The sequence below is a fragment of the Pseudomonas caspiana genome (assembly GCF_040224095.2).
In the GTDB taxonomy this organism is placed as follows: domain Bacteria; phylum Pseudomonadota; class Gammaproteobacteria; order Pseudomonadales; family Pseudomonadaceae; genus Aquipseudomonas; species Aquipseudomonas caspiana.
Genome location: NZ_CP167995.1, coordinates 3,399,179 through 3,417,150, shown reverse-complemented (window position 1 = coordinate 3,417,150; position 17,972 = coordinate 3,399,179). Strand labels below are relative to the sequence as shown.

Below are 17,972 nucleotides of genomic sequence, written 5' to 3'. Positions count from 1 at the left end.
CGAAGTAAAGTCTGGGTTACCGCAGGTCACGATGGGTGAGAAGGTGATCCCTGCGGTACTGAATTGAAGCGGCGCCTTGGAGGAATCAAGGCGCTGAAGGTTTTACTGCTTTTTTTGCGGCAGGCTTTGCAGCAGGTTTTGCTGCGGGCTTGGCAGCTGGTTTTGCAGGCTGCTCGGCCTGAGTAGCCGCTGGCGCTGGTTTGCTTTTCACCGGTGCAGGTTTGCTGGCCGGTTTGGCGGCAGGCGATTTGGCGGCCGGTTTAGGCGCTGCCTTCGGTGCAGATTTTGCCGCAGCAGGCTTGGCTTTATCGGCTGCCGGTTTTGCGTCGACCTTCGGCAACTTTGGCTTGGTAGCCTTGCGTGCGGTTGACTTGTCCGGCGCCAGGGCTTCGGCTTCAGCCAGCTTGCGAGCCATTTCCCAATGGCGTGCATCCTGGCCCGAAGGTTTCCCCTCTGATTCCCATATCTGATACGCAAACTCGCGAATTCGCTTTTCGTCGGCACTCATCTCGACACTCCCAGGTTTTACTTAGTCTGAATAAGCAGGTTTACAGAAAATTCCTCGAGTGCTGCGCTGAGCAGCAACTCCTTGTCTGTTGTGACTACGGCGTCTGAAAAAAGTCCCTTCCAGTTTCGACTGGCATCCGCGAACGGTATAACGACCCGCGTATCCCCCCAATTTGCCGCATTGATGAATGGAGTTTGGGCAGTGCCCAATAGTTCATTGCTCAGGCGTGGCACAACAACGATAGCCTGTTCTTCGCCGAGAACACGGGCGAATGCTACGACATGCTCAGCCTGGCTACCCAGCACCTGCAGCGGCACATAATCACCCTGACTGAACAGCTCGGAGTGTGTGGCCCGCAGGTTCAGCACCTGATGGATCAGTGCTTGCTTGATCCGTCCGTTTTGCCACGACCCCAGCAGATCACTCACGGTGGACGCCTGACTTAAAGCGTCCTTTCGATCTGCGTAATCCACGGGACGGCGGTTATCCGGATCGACAAGGCTGAAATCCCAATACTCGGTGCCCTGATACAAATCAGGAACGCCGGGTGCAGTCATGCGAAGCAAGGTTTGCGCCAGACTGTTCAATGCTCCACTGGTGGCAATGCGGTTGGCGGTGGCCCCTAGCGACTGACGCAAGGCTAGCCCCTGAGGGCTGAGCAAGATGTTCTGCAGGAACTCCCGACACGCACGCTCGTAGGGTTCGTTGGCTGCGCTCCAGCTGCTTTGCAGTTTGGCTTCACGCAGAGCTTTTTCTTGCCATTTGACTAGGCGCTCTGAGTAGTTTTCGAACTCATCGTCCTGTATGTCCAGCGGCCAGCTGCCGAGCATGGCTTGATACAGCATCAGCTCGTCACCCGGGCTGATGGCGTTTTCTTCGCCTTTCAGGGGGATGGCCAACTGGCGCCACCGCTCAACCTGTTCGGCATACCAATCTGCACATTCACTGAGCACTGCCAGCCGGGTGCGCGTGTCTTCGCCCCGCTTGTGATCGTGGGTTGCTGTGGTCAACAGGTTTTCAGGGAAGGCTTGGCTACGAGCAACGCAAGCAGCGTGGAAATCCTCAACCGGCGCGCTGAAGTGCTGCGGATGAAAGCCGACGTCGTTACGCGACAGCAACACGGCGCTGCGGTAGAACGAGGTGTCTTCCACCGATTTGGCAGCCACCGGGGAGGTGAGTTGCTGGAAACGCACGCAGGCGTTTTTGTTCAGCTTGCGTTGCTTGCCCCGAGGCAGCTTGCGCCACGAATCACCGCCGAGCCAGCGCTGCAGATAATCCAGCACTGGCCAATCGGCTTCGCTCAACATCGCGCGTGCGCCTTGCATGGCCTGCTGGAAGAAACGCTCATCTTCGGCCGAGCGGCCGCATACGCTAATGTAGGTCCGGTAAATCGGGAAGTTCACCACCAGCGCGAGCAAGGACCGGCGAATCGCACCCAGGGTCAGGTCGCGGCTCATCAAGTCACTGCGCGCCACTTGCAGCAAGGACTGAGCGACGTTTTCAAAGTCACCCGCCAGCGTGCCATGCAGCACCAGATCCCGCGCTTCAAGGACCTCCTGATCAAAGTCGGCAGTACGTTCGCTGATGCGGCTCCAGAGTTCGGCCAGAGGCTCCTGACCTTTTGGATCATGCTGCAACAGCGAGACCTGATTCATGAACTCGTAGCCGGTGGTGCCGTCGACGCCCCAGTCTTCACGCAGCGATTCATCCGGGCCGAGGATCTTCTCCACGAAGATCGGCAAATGCGTCAGCTCAGTGCCTGCGGGGCGTGCCGCGAGAAGGCCGTTAACCCTGCGGCGCAATTTGCGGCAATAGCCACGCGGGTCAGCCAGACCGTCGATGTGGTCAATACGCAAGCCATCTACCAGGCCTTCGCTGATCAATTCGAATATCTTGCCGTGAGTGGCTTCGAACACATTGGGGCGTTCAACCCGTAAGCCGCCCAGCTCGTTGATGTCGAAAAAGCGCCGCCAGTTAATGTCGTCACCCGCTGTACGCCAGCTGGCCAGACGGTAGTGCTGTGCTTCCAGCAAGCGGTGTAGACGATCAAAGCCTTCAGGTGTGGTTGAGTCGTAGCGCTGCATGGCCAGGTCAATGGCCTTGGCCACAGATTTGTCCTTGACCAGTTCAACCAGCTCGGCGCGGGCTTGTCTGGCCCGCTCCCATGCCTGAGGGAATTGATCCAGCGCGGCAAAGCGCTTGCTCAGCTCATCCAGCAGCGGGTTATCGTCGGATTCAAGCAGCGGACCGTAGGTGCCAGGGTTGATCGGGAAATGATGCTGATAATGCTCGATGTAGAACACGCCGTGCCCGGGGTCGAAACGCAGCGGGATTTCGCCGGCTTGCAGCACAGTGCCGTAATCGGTGCTGAGAAACGGCAGCAGCAGTTGCCCTTTGAGCAACGGGTCCGGGGAGTGCCACTGAATGTCGAAGAAGTCCGCGTACGGGCTGCGACGTCCCCATTCGAGCAGATCAAGCCACCAAGGATTGTCGTTACCGCCCACAGCCATGTGATTGGATACGATGTCCAGAATCAGCCCCATGCCTTGCTCACGCAGGGCGCTGACCAGACGACGCAGCGCTGGTTCGCCACCGAGTTCCGGGTTGATCACACGCGGGTCGACCACGTCATACCCGTGCATTGAGCCAGCCCGCGCCTTGAGCAGCGGGGAAGCATAGATATGGCTGATACCCAGGCTGGCGAAGTAGGGCACCAGTGCCACCGCGTCGTCCAGGGTGAAGTCTTTATGAAATTGCAGGCGCTGTGTGGCTCGCAGGCTTTGCAGTGGCCGACTCATTGATCACGCTCCGCAGCTTGCAGGCGTGCCTGAGACAGCAACTCGACGCGTCGCGCGATTGCCGCATGGTCCATCAGATTTGCGCTGTGCCCTGGGATACGCCGCCGCCAGTTGGGATGCTGCGGAGTGTCGCCTGGCAAGTTGAACTGTTCGGTGAGGCCCATGGCGTCTTCCATTGGTAGCAGCACCAGAGGCGCTCGTGTATGGCCGATATAGCGGATGCTGGCGTCAATCATCTGTTCATCTTGCGGTAAACCGTCGCTGAAGTTAGTCGAGTTCTGGCTCAGCACCTGGTGCAGTCCTTCACGTTCACGATGACGCTCCTGGCGCCAGTGTTCGGCCTGTTGTTGGTCGACCATGCCCAGGCGTAAATTCCAGGCGATATCGTTTTCTGCAAGCCAGCCGGCCAGGGTCGGCAAGTCGTGGGTGCTGGTGGTCGCCAAGGCCTGATCTGACCAGTCGAGGATCGGCTTGAACTGTGCGTTGTTTTGCTCGAAAAGCAGTACGCGCATGCCGAGAATTGCCCGGGCGGCGAGCTTCTCGTGCAGACCGGGAGGCACCGTGCCCAAGTCTTCACCGAGAACAATCGCTTTGTGTCGCCACGATTCCAGGCTCAACAAACGGAGCATGTCGTCCAACGGGTAATTGAGGTACGCGCCCTCGCTGGCTGGTGAGCCCAGCGGTACAACCCAGAGGCGCTGCAGCCCCATGACATGGTCGATGCGCAAACCACCCGCATGGGCGAAGTTAGCGCGCAGCATTTCGATGAAGGCGCGGAAGCCGTTGCGCTTCAGGCCTTCAGGGGAAAATGCAGAAATGCCCCAACTTTGCCCGGCACGGTTGAGAATATCCGGCGGCGCGCCAACGCTGAGCGCTGACAACAATTCATCCTGACGACTCCAGGCCTGACTGCCCGCGCCATCGGCACCCACGGCGAGGTCTGCGATCAGACCGACGCTCATGCCGCTGCTGCGGGCCGCTATCTGCGCGCGCTCCAGACCACGGGCCATCAACCATTGGGTGAAGGCATAGAAGCCGATCTGCTCGCTGTGATTAGCGGCAAAGCGGGCGATGGCTTCGCTGCGTGGATTCTTGAACTCTTCTGGCCATTCATGCCAGTTGTCGCTCATGCCCAGACGGGGGCATTCGTCACGGATTGCTTCAAAGCGGCAGTGGTTTTCCAACGCTTCACCGCCGCTGTGACGGAAGCTGTTGAAGTCCTCATGCAATGGATGATCGCTGCCGCTGAAGGCGTCATACAGCTTGCGCAGCACTTTCCATTTCGCACCGGCTGCGGCAGGCCAGTCAATCAACGGTAATTCTTCAAGGCGTTTGAGTTCGTCGCCAAGCCCGGACTCCTCAACAGCCATTCGCAACGCACGTTCACCCAGAATCGTACCCGGCGAACAGTACAGGCTATTAAGAAACAAGCGGCTGGAGGGCGAGTAAGGACTGTAGCGATGAGGATCATTGGCGAACATGGCGTGGACAGGGCTGATCGCCAGTGCGTTTGCCCCTCGTTCTCCCGCTGCGCGAGCCAGGCTTTCCAGCGCCTGCGTATCACCAAAGCCGCCATCACCCTCACGGCGCAGTCCGTAGAGTTGAACGGTCAGCCCCCAGGCGCGGGGAACCCGGCTGTCGGTTGCCATGGCCAGACTGAAGCAGGTCGCTGGCGCCACGGCGATTGTCAGATGCTGACCGGCGATGTTCAGTTGCTGATAACCCACTGGCGCGAGACCGGGCAGGGCGGCATTTGCAGTCAGATTGGCGTCGATGGTCGCGCCGTCTTCCAGATGCAACACAAAGGGCGTGCCGGGACTGAACCAGGCACTCAGATCCAGGTTGCTGCCATGTTCCACGGTCAATAGCGGTGGCGGAACAGCTTGATGATGGGCGTTTCTCAATTGCTGCAGGCTGCTATCGATCTGCAAGTTGTCATCGGCCGGGAAGCCCAGGCAGCCGAGCACTTTGCTCAGTACTTCAGGACTGACTCTTTGCGCCCGGCCGTTGGCATCGATCCAGTCGACCGACAAGCCCGCTTCAGTCGCCAGATTCTCTAATTGCTCATTGCTCATCCTGTTCCTCCAGAACATCGGTTGCTATCAGGCTGACAATGGCCGTGTAAGGATTGAGGATGCCTCGTCGGGAAAGTTCTGCCGCATGTGGCAGGGTTTCGAAAACAACTCTGCCGCCTTTCCATTCCGGAGCGGTGACAGCGTGTTCGCTCAGATTGAGGTCGATGCGCAACAGGGCGCCGTCGCCCATCCTCCAGCGTGCTGACACAGCTCCCTCGCTCAGCACGTCTGCGCCCAGGGCATGGCTGCCAGGCAAGCGCGGTACGATGTGCTGGTGACGCAGGGCTAACAGTTGTCGATAGAGCTCAAGCCAGCTGCGGTGGTCGCTGCCCTTGTCGGTTTCCAGATACACCGCGTCAAACGCTGGCCTGGAAGCTTCGAAGGTCGCCGGGTCGTTGGGGTCAGGGATATGTTCGCGCTTTTCTTCATCGGCAAAGGCTGCGAAGTCGGCGAACTCACTGCGTCGGCCTTCACGTACCGCGTCGGCCAATTCGCCATGGTGATCGGTGAAGAACAAAAACGGCTCGCTGGCGGCCCATTCATCACCCATGAACATCAGCGGGATCATCGGCGAGAGCAGCCACAATGCGGTCGCTGCCCGTAACGCCGGGCCGTGACAGATCTGCGGCAAACGCTCACCAAAGGCCCGGTTGCCGATCTGGTCATGGTTCTGCAGAAACAAGACGAAAGCGCTCGGCGGCAGATGGCTGCTGGATTCGCCACGTGTGTGGCCGTGCCGGGTTGCTTCGCCCTGATACACGAAACCCTGACTCAGCAAGCGTGCGAGCTTATGAGTGGCCTGATGGGCAAAGTCCGAGTAATACGCGTCCGATTCGCCCGTCAACAACACGTGCAACGTGTTATGGCCGTCGTCATTCCATTGCGCGTCGTAGCCTTGTTCCAGCAGGCTGGCCTGGTTGAACTCGTTTTCCAGATTCAGCCAGACATGGCGCGGTGCGTCGATCTGCTCACGAACCTTCTGAGCGAATTCCTTCAGGAAAGTGTCGTCGTTGATGGCGTGTACAGCGTCCATCCGCAACCCGTCGAATCGATACTCCAGCAACCACATCAGAGCATTGTCGATAAAGAAATCACGAACTTCTCGACGCCGGAAGTCGATTGCGTCCCCCCAAGGAGTCTTCACGTCGCTGCGGAAGAACCCTTTGGCGTAGCGTCCGAGGTAATTCCCGTCGGGACCGAAGTGGTTGTAGACCACGTCGAGAATTACCATCAGGCCGTAGCCGTGGGCGGTATCAATGAGATGTTTGAGCTGTTCTGGCGTGCCGTATGAGGACTGCGGAGCGTAAGGCAACACGCCGTCGTAGCCCCAGTTGCGTTCGCCGGGGAATTGCGCGATGGGCATCAACTCAATGGCTGTCACCCCAAGTCCGGCCAGACGCTCCAGATGAGCCTCGACCCCGGCATAGCCGCCCAATGCCCCGACGTGCAGCTCGTAGATGACTGCTTCGTGCCAGGGACGACCTTGCCAGCCGGTGTTTTGCCACTCATAGGCAAGTGGATCAACCACCATGCTATGGCCGTGGACGTCAGTGGGTTGAGCGCGTGAGGCGGGGTCGGGGACTTCAATCTCCCCATCAATGTTGTAGCGGTAACGAGTGCCCGCCGGGCAGCGGGCCTCAAGAATGAACCAACCTTCGTTTTGAGGGAGCATGGCCAGAGACTGGCCATCCTCAAGTTCAACACTGACGTAGTAGGCGTCGGGTGCCCAGAGGGCAAACCGCGTATAGCCAGAATCCAGCAAGACGGCGCCGTGGCGCCAGCTCTCGTCCGTACGCAGAGGCATCCATAAACCCCTTGATCAATAGTGAAGTGCAGCACCCACGTTCTTTTTCAGCAAATCCTGATAGAGCTCTGCGTAAGGCTCTACCGCTTGATGCCAGTTGAATGGAGCTGCCATGGCCCGGCAACGCATAGCGTTGATCAGTGCAGGATTGGAGAACACGTTGAACGCACGGTTCAATGCTTCGGTGTAGCTTTCGACCGTTGACTCGTCGAACAGAAAACCGGTTACGCCGTCTTCGATGGTGTCAGCCAGGCCGCCTGTGTTGCGGGCAACGGGCAACGAACCGAAACGCTGGGCGTACATCTGGCTCAGTCCGCAAGGTTCGTAGCGTGATGGCATCAGCAAAAAGTCGCTGCCGGCAAACATGCGTCGGGCATCGGTCTCATTGAAGCCGATACGTACGCCAATTCTGCCCGGGAAGCGTTCTGCCAGAGCGCGCATGGCGTCCTCTTCTTCAGGCTCGCCCCGACCAATGATTGCGATCTGGCCGCCGTTGTTGACGATGTGCTCTGCAACACCAATGGTCAGATCCAGACCTTTTTGGTAGACCAGGCGCGAAACCACGGCGAACAGCGGCCCAGTGGACGGATCCAGCTCGAAGAGTTCACGCACGTGGTCGGCGTTGATTTCCTTGCGCTGCCATTCATTGGGCGCGAAGTGGCAAATCAAGTGCTCGTCGGTCGCAGCATCCCAGCTGGCATCGATGCCGTTCGGGATACCACTGAGCTGCCCACGGTTGGCTTTGTGCTGCAGGAAACCTTCCAGGCCGCAACCGAACTCAGGCGTGGTGATTTCTTTGGCATAGGTCGCGCTGACCGTGGTGATGTGGCTGGCGTAGGCCATGCCGGCCTTGATAAAGGAGAGCTTGCCGTAAAACTCCATACCGTCGGAACTCAGCGCCTCATCCGGGATACCCAGTTCGCGACTGGATGCGGTGCTGACGGTGCCTTGATAAGCCAGGTTATGAATGGTGAAGATGGTTGGCGTGGTCTGACCGCGCCATTTCATGTAGGCCGGGGCCAGGCCTGCAGGCCAGTCATGGGCGTGAACCAGCTCAGGACACCATTGGGTTTTCACGGCGCCGGCTGCAAATTCGGCAGCAGCCAGACCCAGTCGGGCGAAACGAATATGGTTATCGGACCAGTCACGGCCCTGGTTGTCTGCGTAGGGAGTGCCTTCGCGCTCGTACAATTCCGGGCAAATCAGCACATAGATGACCAGACCGTCTTTCATGTCCATTCGGCCGATCTTGCACGGAGGCAGTGCAGCATGTCCGCCCAACTGGCTGATCACATGGATCGGGTTGCCACTGTTGAGGACTTGCGGGTAGCCGGGAATCAGCACACGGACGTCGTGCAGGTGGCGCATGGCTCGCGGCAGCGCGGCAGAAACATCACCCAACCCCCCGGTTTTTACCAGGTCAGCCAGCTCCGAAGTGACAAACAAGACTTTGCGCCTGTTGCTCGACACGATGGTTGGCTGCGTAACAGCAGGCAATTGCAGCAGTGGAACGCTCGTCGTAGCGAAAACCGGCAGATGAGTCAGCTCGCTGGCCGGCTGGTTAAAACTCTCTCCCTTCTGGGTTTTGACAGCGGCGCTAATCATCGATTTCTCCCATTCAATACAGTGTCGGTACTGCATTAGATTTGTTATTGGCCATGTCCTATGGCCAGGCACACATGCGCTACGCAAGATCAGTACCCATTTACTGTTTGCGTTATTCACGGACAGACAGGTAGCGCCAAAATGCGGGCTCAGCCATCAGCATAGGCGCTCTTATGAGATGACCTGTGCGCGCAATGGAAAGTTTCGACTTTTTTTGTAGGAAATGTCTGGGATGGGCTTCAGAGCCTGATGGCGCGGGTGCAGATGTCGGCGATAAAACATGGCCAACCGCAACGATGCGCTTTGTTAGGGCGAAAAAAAGACCATGGGGCGTAGCCATTACCGGTCGTCGGATTGTTGGACGATGATGCGTCAGCGCTTTAAAAATGGGCGCGACAGGTGCCTACGTAGTGCAGAAATAATGTCTTAACGCGATCCAGGCCTTTTCTTGGTGCGGCTGTCGCTTATTCCTAGGGCGCCTGTGGAATTTTCCTCTTCGTTGATCGAAACATTTTCGCGCATGCCGAGATAGAATCGGGCACCCGACTCGGATTGAGTCAGTCCTGTTCGTGATCAAGTGACAGCAAGAGGATGTAATGGATAGCCCTGAAGTTTTGGTACTGCAAGCCAGCTACACCAACCCGGTGCACGCGCAAGCAATTGGATTCATGCTCAATCAGTACGCCGAAGATCTCATGGGCGGCGGCGAATCACTGTCGGTGGATACTCAGCAGCAATTGGCGATCGAGCTGGCCAAACGTCCTCATGCATTCAGTGTCCTGGCCTTTATTTCTGGCGAGCCGGTAGGGCTTATCAATTGCTTTGAAGGTTTTTCGACTTTTCAGTGCCGCCCGTTGGTCAACATCCACGATGTTGTGGTGCTTGGCCAACATCGCGGCTTGGGCATCAGTCAGAAAATGCTCGCTAAAGTGGAAGAGATTGCTCGTCAGCGCGGCTGCTGCAAGCTGACTCTGGAAGTGTTGGAAGGCAACCTGATTGCTCAGGGCGCTTATCGCAAGCTCGGCTTCGCGGGCTACGAGCTGGACCCGCAGATGGGCAAGGCGATGTTCTGGCAGAAGACGCTTTAAATCAGTAAGGGCCAGGCACAGCTATCTGCCGGGTAAACATAAGCCGGGCTTGAGCGTTAGGTGGGGTGTCTGGTTTCAAATCTGGAGAGGGTATGAGGCGTCGACGCACGCGTCGGGGTAGATTAATAGAAGGAAGAGGGTTGCCGGAAAGAGGTTTATTGCGTGGGGCAAGCCAGCTGATCGGGCTTGCCGCTGTTGTTCTTCATGCTACGTTGCACTGGGGCGACGTTGGGGTAGGGCGCAATCAGGCTTGCAGAGCGTTGCCGGAATGCATCAATTGCGCTTGTTGAAGCATGAGGCTCAAGTGAGCGACTTTGCTAAGCAATTGTTCGCGCTCTTCTTTAAGCTGGCGCAGTTCGTCACGACGGATAGTGACATAGAGAGTTTGTGGTGCAGTTGCCGGTAGTACAGTGCCCATTGCTCACCTCGCAAATGGCGGATTCAACATGAAAGGCCTTGGCAAATGACTATCGATGCCCGAATCGCCTCTGCTTACCTCTCTATCGGCCGCAATTCTGATTTCTTTTGCGCGAAAATGGAACTTTTTTATTTTCAATTGTCGCGAACGTTTCGCGTTCTTAATTATAGTCATTTTTGCGCTGATGTCCATTAGCCATCTTGCAGCCTCGCTACAGCCCCCGCAGGGCTTGGTGTAGCGCGAATCTTAAGCTTTAAAAATCATGCTCATGGCTGGCTCATAACGAGGTGAGCTGTACAATGAGGTAACATTTTTTTGTTTTTTGCGAATTACGGAGCACCAGCATGCAACTTGGAATCATCGGACTGGGCCGCATGGGCGGCAATATTGCAAGACGCCTCATGCTCAATGGCCACACCACCGTGGTTTACGATCGTGATGAAGCGTCCCGCAGCGCTTTGGCCAAGGAAGGATCGACTGCAGTCGCTGATTTGCCTGCCCTGGTGGCTGCAATGGACAAGCCCCGCGCTGTCTGGGTCATGCTTCCTGCTGGTGAGCCAACTGAAGAAACCATCAACGTCCTGAGCGAACTGCTCGATGCGGACGACGTGATCATTGACGGCGGCAACACCTTTTACAAAGACGACGTTCGTCGCGCCCAGGCATTGACTGCCAAAGGGTTGCATTACGTCGACGTGGGCACTTCCGGTGGTGTCTGGGGCCTGGAGCGTGGTTATTGCATGATGATCGGTGGCGAAGCTGATGTGGTTCAGCGCCTTGATCCACTGTTTGCGACACTGGCTCCCGGCATGGGCTCGGTAGAGCGCACCAAAGGTCGCAACTCTGCCGATGATCGTGCTGAGCGTGGCTACATTCATGCAGGCCCGGCTGGCGCCGGTCACTTCGTGAAGATGATCCACAACGGTATCGAGTACGGCATGATGCAGGCCTTCGCCGAGGGCTTCGATATCCTCAAGCAGAAGAATTCCGAGAATCTGCCTGTCGAGCAGCGGTTTGACCTGAACATGGCGGACATCGCCGAAGTATGGCGCCGTGGCAGTGTGGTTTCCTCATGGTTGCTCGACCTGACCGCTGATGCACTGGCTACAGACCCGCAACTCGACGCTTATTCAGGCGCAGTGGCCGACAGCGGTGAAGGACGCTGGACGATCGAGGCTGCCATGGAGCAGGCGGTTCCCGTCCCGGTACTTTCCAGCGCTCTGTTCGCCCGTTTCCGCTCGCGTCAAAAGAGCTCATACGCAGACAAAATGCTCTCGGCAATGCGCTTTGGCTTCGGCGGTCATAAGGAAGGTCCAAAATAATGGGATTGTCGCGCAGCAGTACCCGGCAAAAGCCTGAAGTTGCGCCACCTACCACGCTGTTCCTGTTTGGTGCCCATGGGGACCTTGTGAAGCGTCTGCTGATGCCGGCGCTCTACAATTTGAGCAGGGACGGCCTGGTTGATGAAAACCTGCACATCGTCGGCGTTGACCATAACGCGATCAGCGACGTCGACTTTGCGAAAAAGCTCGAGGATTTCATTCGTCAGGAAGCGGCCAGCAAGGTTGCCGATGGGGGCAAGGATCCTCTCGATCCTGAGCTGTGGAGCAAGCTGGCCGGAAGGATCAGCTACGTGCAGGGCGACTTTCTTGATGACTCCACCTACAGCGACATCGCCGAGAAAATCAAAAGCACCGGGACCGGCAATGCGGTGTTCTATCTGGCAACCGCCCCGCGTTTCTTCAGTGAAGTTGCCACGCGCCTGGGTTCTTCAGGGCTGTTGACTGAAGAGTCGGGCCAGTTTCGTCGTGTAGTCATCGAAAAGCCTTTTGGCTCGGACCTGCCTAGCGCCGTTGCACTCAATGAATGTCTGCTCAAGGTCATGACCGAGAAGCAGATCTACCGGATCGATCACTATCTGGGCAAAGAGACGGTGCAGAACATTCTGGTCAGCCGTTTCTCCAACGCCTTGTTCGAATCTTTCTGGAACAACCATTACATTGACCATGTGCAAATCACCGCGGCCGAAACGGTCGGGGTTGAGACGCGTGGGAGTTTTTACGAGCACACCGGCGCGTTGCGGGACATGGTGCCAAATCACCTGTTTCAATTGCTGGCAATGGTTGCGATGGAGCCTCCGGCAGCGTTCGGCGCTGATGCTGTGCGTGGCGAGAAGGCCAAGGTCATTGGTGCCGTTCGGCCTTGGACCGAGGAGGAGGCATTAGCCAATTCGGTTCGCGGTCAGTACGCGCAAGGCGCGCGGGACGGTGCTTATGTTCCGGGCTATCGCCAGGAAAACAAGGTTGATCCCGACAGCACCACTGAAACCTATGTGGCGCTCAAGGTCATGATCGATAACTGGCGATGGGTCGGCGTGCCGTTTTACCTGCGCACCGGTAAGCGCATGAGTACGCGCAGTACCGAGATCGCGATTTGCTTCAAGCCAGCGCCGTATGCGCAGTTTCGCGATACCGAAGTGGATCGCATCAAACCCAACTACCTGCGCATCCAGATTCAGCCCAATGAGGGCATGTGGTTTGACCTGTACGCCAAGCGTCCCGGTCCTAATCTGCACATGGAAGACATTGAGCTGGGCTTTGAGTACAAGGACTTCTTCGAGATGCAGCCGTCTACCGGCTACGAGACCTTGATCTACGACTGCCTGACCGGTGATCAAACCCTGTTCCAGCGTGCCGACAACATTGAAAACGGTTGGCGCGCGGTGCAGCCTTTCCTGGATGCCTGGCAGAAAAATCCTCAGGTCGAGCTGTACGCTGCCGGGAGCGACGGACCCGCCTCAGCGGATACATTGCTGGGCAAAGACGGTCGAGAATGGCGGGATATCAATGCCTGAAGTGCACCAACCAGACGTTCGCTTTGTACTTTCCGACATCGATGGGACGCTGTTGCGTCCTGATCACAGTCTGAGCCAGGCCAATATTGACGCCGTTGCCCGACTGCGAGACGCCGGAATCCATTTCACTGTAGCCAGCAGTCGCCCGCCACGAGCGATGCGCCAGCAGATTGAGGCATTGGGTGTCGATCTGCCGACCGCAGGTTTCAACGGAGCCAATATTGTTGCCCCGGACGGCAGCGTTCTGTTTGCTTACCGTATCGACCCGGTCGCCGCACGAACCTGCATTGAGCTGTTCTCCGGATACGACGTGGCTGTTTGGGTATTCGCCGATGATCAATGGTTTCTGATTGATCCGGAGGGCGCTTACGTCGAACACGAACGCAGCACTCTCGGCTACGAGCCGGTTCAGGTCGATAGCTTCGAGCCGTGGCTGGATCGTGTCGACAAGATCGTCGCAGCCGGTACCGATTTCGAGCTGTTGAAACGCCTCGAAACCCGGCTGAACCCTTTGATTGCTGGCAAGGCGCATGCCGCGCGATCGCAGCTGTATTACCTCGATGTCACGGCTCTGGATGCAAACAAGGGTCATGCGTTAATCACGCTGGCGAGTCAGTTGGGCGTGGACATGGCCCACACTGCTGCGATTGGCGACGGAGGCAACGACGTTGCCATGTTCCACAAAGCCGGGTTTTCCATCGCCATGGGGCAGGCTGAAGAAAGTGTTCGCAGCCAGGCTGATATTGTTACCGGTAGTAATCTGCAGGATGGAGTTGCCAGCGCTATCGAGCGCTACATGCTGCCGCGCTGAATTGCCCTTGATGCTCAACCCATTACGGATGCTTGTTCATGGCTGCATTGATCGAAGATTACGCATTGCTCGGCAACTGCAAGACCGCCGCCCTGGTTGCCAGAGACGGCTCGCTCGACTGGCTGTGCTTTCCACGTTTCGATTCAGCGGCCTGTTTCGCTGCGCTCTTAGGCAACAGTGATAACGGACGCTGGAAACTTGCTGCCGGTGGGACACTGCTCAGTACTGAGCGGCGTTACCGGGAAGGCACGCTGATTCTCGAGACGCTGTTTGAAACTTCGACCGGGCGAGCAATGCTGATCGACTTCATGCCGCCGGGCGAGGGCAGTCATGTGGTCCGAATCGTTGTCGGCTTGAGCGGGCATGTGTCTTTCGAGATGGATCTGGCGATTCGCTTTGACTATGGCAGTAGCGTGCCGTGGGTCGAGAACAAAGACGGTCAGACCCTGACCGCAGTCGCCGGGCCGGAAATGCTGGTGCTGCGTGCGCCATACCCCATGCAGGCGCATGACCACCATACCGGTTGCCATTTCCGCATTGAAGCGGGTGAGCGCAAGGGATTTATCCTGAGCCATCAGGCGTCTTACGAACCCCTTCATGACGCTATCGATGCCGAGTCGGCGTTGGCTGAAACCGAGTATTTCTGGCTTGAGTTCTCCGGACGATGTCCTGAGGTCGGGCCCTGGACCGCTCAGGTCAAGCGCTCACTCATCACCTTGAAGGCGATGACCTACCAGCCTACTGGCGGTATCGTCGCGGCAGTCACCACGTCGTTGCCGGAGCAACTGGGCGGCGAGCGCAATTGGGATTACCGCTATTGCTGGTTGCGGGACGCGACCATGACGTTGCTGGCGTTCATGAATCTTGGTTATTTCGAAGAAGCGGCAGCCTGGCGTGAATGGTTGATGCGCTCGGTGGCCGGTAATCCCGAGCAGATTCAGATCATGTACGGGCTCGGCGGCGAACGGCGATTGCCTGAATTTGAGCTGGATTGGCTTGAGGGCTATGAAGCCTCAAGGCCGGTACGGATCGGTAACGGCGCGGCCACCCAGATGCAGCTGGACGTGTATGGCGAAGTTGCCGATGCGATGATCCAGGCGATCAAGGGTGGTTTGCCTCGACCACCGCGCAGCATTGCGATCTCCAGGGTGATCATGCCGTTTCTGGAGAAGGTCTGGCATTTGCCAGACAAAGGCATCTGGGAGATTCGCTCTGAACCCCGACACTTCACTCACTCCAAGGTGATGACCTGGGTTGCCTTTGACCGCAACTCGACATTGCTCGCTGAGTCCGCTCAAACCGACGAAGAGCGGGCGCTGGCTGTTCATTTTCGCCAGGTTGCGAATGACATCCACGCTGACGTATGCCGCAACGGTTATGACCCGCGTATTGGCAGCTTCACCCAGACCTATGGCTCGCCCGCGCTGGATGCCAGCCTTTTGCAAATCGCGCTTACCGGTTTTTTACCCGTTGATGATCCGCGAGTGGTTGGCACGGTGGCCGCGATCGAGAGCAACCTGATTCAGGATGGCTTGCTGTTGCGTTATGACACAGAGCGCAGTGTTGATGGCGTGGCCGGTCACGAAGGGACTTTTCTGGTGTGTTCGTTCTGGCTGGCGGATGTCTATGTGCTGATGGGGCGGGAGCAGGAGGCCGCGGCGTTATTTGATCGGCTGTGCGGGCTGTGCAATGACGTAGGCCTGCTTGCTGAACAGTACGATCCCCGGGAAAAGCGCATGCTGGGCAACTTTCCTCAGGCGTTCAGCCATATCGGAATTATTAACACCGCGCTTAATTTGCATCGAGCGGTCTGCCCGGTGAAGTCCCGTGCCGCATGCGAGTCTACTGCGCGCGTCTGAACGTAAAGTTGATTCGCTGTTCTCCCAGCAGCGGATGGTTGCCGGCCTTGATCGGTAGCACACCATGAAAGCGCAGTCGGTCTTCGCCGCCCCAGACCACGACATCGCCATGCAGGAGCGATATGCGCTGGGTCTTGTCGCTGCGCTGATGTCCTCCAAAGAGGAATATCGCTGGCAAGCCCAATGAAACCGAAACCACTGGCCATCCGTAGTGCTTTTCGTCCTTGTCCTGATGCAGAGACATTTTTGCGCCGGGTATGTACTGATTGATCAGGCAGGCGTCGGGGGTAAAACCGGTGAAGCCGCAGATCTGCGCCGCACGCTGGGCCAGCTCCATAAAGGCTTGGGGGATTGGCGGCCATGGCAAACCGGTTTGTGGGTCGGTAGGGGTGTAGCGATAGCCAGTACGATCGGTCATCCAGCCAAAGCTGCCACAGCTACTTAGCGCTGCCGACATGGTGAAGCCGCCAGGAGTCATCATGTGCCTGAAAGGCGCTTTAGCCAAAACGTCTTCCAGTGCAGGTAACAAGCGCTCGACTTCATCCAGAGCGAAGCTGCGCAATACCCAGGAGCAAGGGCCGAGCTGCTCCATTGCGGCGCTTTGTACGGGCTCTTCAGCGAACAAGTCGAAGGTGGTCGGCGTCGTGCTTTGCCGTTTCATCGAGGGAGGGCTCCTTCAGAGTGCCGTTAGAGCTGCCGAAAGCTGCGGCACTCATCAATCTGACACGCCGCCATCGCAGCCTTCGGCAGCTGCGACATACCTTGCGCCATCTGCATCCTTGGCGGGATTACAGGGCTTTGCTGACTTTCACGTCGCTGATGACGTCGCCGCTTTCGCCGTGCATTTTTTCCAGGGCGGTCCTTGCTTCTTCGACAGATGCCGACTGTAATTGAGCGAACTCAAAGCGGCGTTCGCCGTTGAGTTTGTAGCTGATAGCGTATTTGGTCGTTCGTGGGGCAGGTGTGTTCACGTTGTCTCCTGACTTCTGGTTAGTACGATCAGCTCAGTCGAGACGTCGAGCGACGGACAATTTTGATCGAGTGAGTGAAGTTAGTCTTGCGCCCACCGTTGGAGTCCATCTTGCGCCCCGCAGTATCGATGGTGATGTTCCAGAACCCGGTACTGGGAACGGCGATCTTGGCCGGAAACTTGTCGAACGCACCGCCGTGATAGGTATGACGGCCACCGTTTTTGAAGGTGCGGAAGTTCGAGTCGTTCATCAGACGGATGTTGCAGAGCTGAGAACACTCGATGACGACGAGATCGTCTTCATTGAGGTGCTCGCGCTGGTGTACGAATTTCATGGGTGTCTCCGGCGAAAGTCTTTTTTCGAAAAATCAAAACCATAGCATGACGCGGGTCGGCATTTATCAGCGATTCAGGTTTTATTGCAGTCCGTTGGGTAAAAACGACTTTATTCGGGATTTAATTCCCGCCAAGCTTGTCGTAGCACCTTTACCGGGAGGATTGTATGAAATTGGCTGTCGTAATTTTGGCTCTGGCGATGACTGGCTGTGCCACCGTCGCAGATATCGAACATACCCCAGCAACCATGAACGTGATGTCTGGCAAATCTCCCAAGGAATATACCGAGTGTTTTGTTGGCAAGATTGCCGACAGCCGCAAGCCGCCGCTGATTGAACCTCATCATGACGGCTTGCGTGTGATCGTGGCGCAGAAGTTCAGCAAGGACCCGGCTGCGGTTCTGGATGTGGAAAACCGTTCAGGCGGCAGCTCGATCAAGGTTTACGAGCGATTGTCGAACATGCCGATCCGGCCCAAGGATGTGCAGCATGCTGCGACGTTCTGTATCTCGGGCTGATCCGTTTTACTTGCACACCACCAGCACGCTGCGGTTTTTGTAGTTGCCTACATCGGCGCCTAAAGTCTTGTCAGTTTCCGGCAGGCGTGGCGTGCCATCGGTGCCGATGATTTCATAGCCGGTGCCCGCGCAGGATGCGTCTGCTTTTTCGTAACAACTGGCCCATGACATGGCTTCGCCGGAGCAGTCGATGTTCAGTCCCTGCTTGCCATTTTTCAAGTAAGTGTTGGAGGCCGTCGCGCAGCCAGTAAGGCCCAGTACAACGATAATGGACAAAACTTTGATCATGTCTTGGTACTTCTTCAAAGGGCGTAGGTGGGTTCAAGCGT

Annotated in this window: 16 protein-coding genes; 6 read left to right on the top strand and 10 right to left on the bottom strand. The window is 57.3% G+C overall.

The genetic code is table 11. The features are described 5' to 3' along the window. Positions 1 to 85 precede the first annotated feature (85 nt). Genes ABRP31_RS15610 through glgA form a run of 5 tightly spaced genes read right to left on the bottom strand, consistent with a single transcriptional unit; the run spans position 86 to position 8,790 of the window. Positions 86 to 508 (bottom strand): DUF2934 domain-containing protein, encoded by a 423-nt coding sequence (locus tag ABRP31_RS15610; protein WP_087264045.1) that lies wholly within the window; start codon positions 506 to 508, stop codon positions 86 to 88. 17 nt (positions 509 to 525) lie between these two features. After that, positions 526 to 3,306, bottom strand: a complete 2,781-nt coding sequence (locus tag ABRP31_RS15605) for a malto-oligosyltrehalose synthase (protein ID WP_349969224.1) — start codon at positions 3,304 to 3,306, stop codon at positions 526 to 528. After that, positions 3,303 to 5,381, bottom strand: coding sequence for a 4-alpha-glucanotransferase (gene malQ / locus ABRP31_RS15600; RefSeq protein ID WP_349969223.1), 2,079 nt, complete (start codon positions 5,379 to 5,381; stop codon positions 3,303 to 3,305). Before malQ ends, ABRP31_RS15605 begins: the two co-directional genes overlap by 4 nt. Then, positions 5,371 to 7,185 (bottom strand): malto-oligosyltrehalose trehalohydrolase, encoded by a 1,815-nt coding sequence (gene treZ, locus ABRP31_RS15595; RefSeq protein WP_349969222.1) that lies wholly within the window; start codon positions 7,183 to 7,185, stop codon positions 5,371 to 5,373. Before treZ ends, malQ begins: the two co-directional genes overlap by 11 nt. Before the next feature lie 15 nt (positions 7,186 to 7,200). After that, positions 7,201 to 8,790, bottom strand: coding sequence for a glycogen synthase GlgA (glgA, locus tag ABRP31_RS15590; RefSeq protein WP_349969221.1), 1,590 nt, complete (start codon positions 8,788 to 8,790; stop codon positions 7,201 to 7,203). A gap of 596 nt (positions 8,791 to 9,386) precedes the next feature. On the opposite strand from glgA, the gene ABRP31_RS15585 reads away from it, so the two are divergent. Continuing rightward, positions 9,387 to 9,878, top strand: a complete 492-nt coding sequence (locus ABRP31_RS15585) for a GNAT family N-acetyltransferase (protein WP_087264055.1) — start codon at positions 9,387 to 9,389, stop codon at positions 9,876 to 9,878. 244 nt (positions 9,879 to 10,122) lie between these two features. On the opposite strand, the gene ABRP31_RS15580 is transcribed toward ABRP31_RS15585, so the two are convergent. Next, positions 10,123 to 10,296, bottom strand: coding sequence for a DUF6026 family protein (locus ABRP31_RS15580; RefSeq protein ID WP_087264057.1), 174 nt, complete (start codon positions 10,294 to 10,296; stop codon positions 10,123 to 10,125). Positions 10,297 to 10,640: 344 nt separating this feature from the next. Between ABRP31_RS15580 and gnd the strand changes: the two genes are divergently transcribed. Genes gnd through ABRP31_RS15560 form a run of 4 tightly spaced genes read left to right on the top strand, consistent with a single transcriptional unit; the run spans position 10,641 to position 15,820 of the window. Then, a complete protein-coding gene (gene gnd / locus ABRP31_RS15575) occupies positions 10,641 to 11,618 on the top strand; it encodes a phosphogluconate dehydrogenase (NAD(+)-dependent, decarboxylating) (RefSeq protein ID WP_087264061.1) in 978 nt (325 codons plus the stop codon). Continuing rightward, complete coding sequence (zwf, locus tag ABRP31_RS15570) at positions 11,618 to 13,150, top strand: glucose-6-phosphate dehydrogenase (protein WP_349969220.1); 1,533 nt, start codon at positions 11,618 to 11,620, stop codon at positions 13,148 to 13,150. The genes gnd and zwf overlap by 1 nt, the downstream gene beginning before the upstream one ends. After that, the gene (locus ABRP31_RS15565; protein ID WP_349969219.1) at positions 13,143 to 13,961 is read left to right on the top strand and encodes an HAD family hydrolase; all 819 of its coding nucleotides are present in this window, start codon (positions 13,143 to 13,145) and stop codon (positions 13,959 to 13,961) included. Before zwf ends, ABRP31_RS15565 begins: the two co-directional genes overlap by 8 nt. Before the next feature lie 38 nt (positions 13,962 to 13,999). Continuing rightward, positions 14,000 to 15,820 carry a glycoside hydrolase family 15 protein gene (locus ABRP31_RS15560; protein WP_349969218.1) on the top strand — a complete coding sequence of 607 codons (1,821 nt, stop codon included), beginning with the start codon at positions 14,000 to 14,002 and terminating at the stop codon, positions 15,818 to 15,820. Here ABRP31_RS15560 and alkB read toward each other — a convergent pair. The 3 genes from alkB to ABRP31_RS15545 all read right to left on the bottom strand — a co-directional run bounded on the left by alkB (position 15,804) and on the right by ABRP31_RS15545 (position 17,125). Beyond that, positions 15,804 to 16,481, bottom strand: coding sequence for a DNA oxidative demethylase AlkB (gene alkB, locus ABRP31_RS15555; protein WP_349969217.1), 678 nt, complete (start codon positions 16,479 to 16,481; stop codon positions 15,804 to 15,806). The genes ABRP31_RS15560 and alkB overlap by 17 nt on opposite strands. A gap of 127 nt (positions 16,482 to 16,608) precedes the next feature. Next, positions 16,609 to 16,791: a hypothetical protein gene (locus tag ABRP31_RS15550; RefSeq protein WP_349969216.1), complete on the bottom strand. Its 183-nt coding sequence runs from the start codon at positions 16,789 to 16,791 to the stop codon at positions 16,609 to 16,611. A gap of 28 nt (positions 16,792 to 16,819) precedes the next feature. Further along, positions 16,820 to 17,125 (bottom strand): DUF1883 domain-containing protein, encoded by a 306-nt coding sequence (locus ABRP31_RS15545; protein WP_087264070.1) that lies wholly within the window; start codon positions 17,123 to 17,125, stop codon positions 16,820 to 16,822. A 167-nt stretch (positions 17,126 to 17,292) separates the two neighbouring features. On the opposite strand from ABRP31_RS15545, the gene ABRP31_RS15540 reads away from it, so the two are divergent. Continuing rightward, positions 17,293 to 17,643: a hypothetical protein gene (locus ABRP31_RS15540; RefSeq protein WP_087264072.1), complete on the top strand. Its 351-nt coding sequence runs from the start codon at positions 17,293 to 17,295 to the stop codon at positions 17,641 to 17,643. Positions 17,644 to 17,649: 6 nt separating this feature from the next. Here ABRP31_RS15540 and ABRP31_RS15535 read toward each other — a convergent pair whose 3' ends face one another. Further along, entirely contained in the window at positions 17,650 to 17,931 is a 282-nt protein-coding gene (locus ABRP31_RS15535; RefSeq protein WP_087264074.1) for a hypothetical protein, read from the bottom strand. Between the last annotated feature and the right edge of the window lie 41 nt (positions 17,932 to 17,972).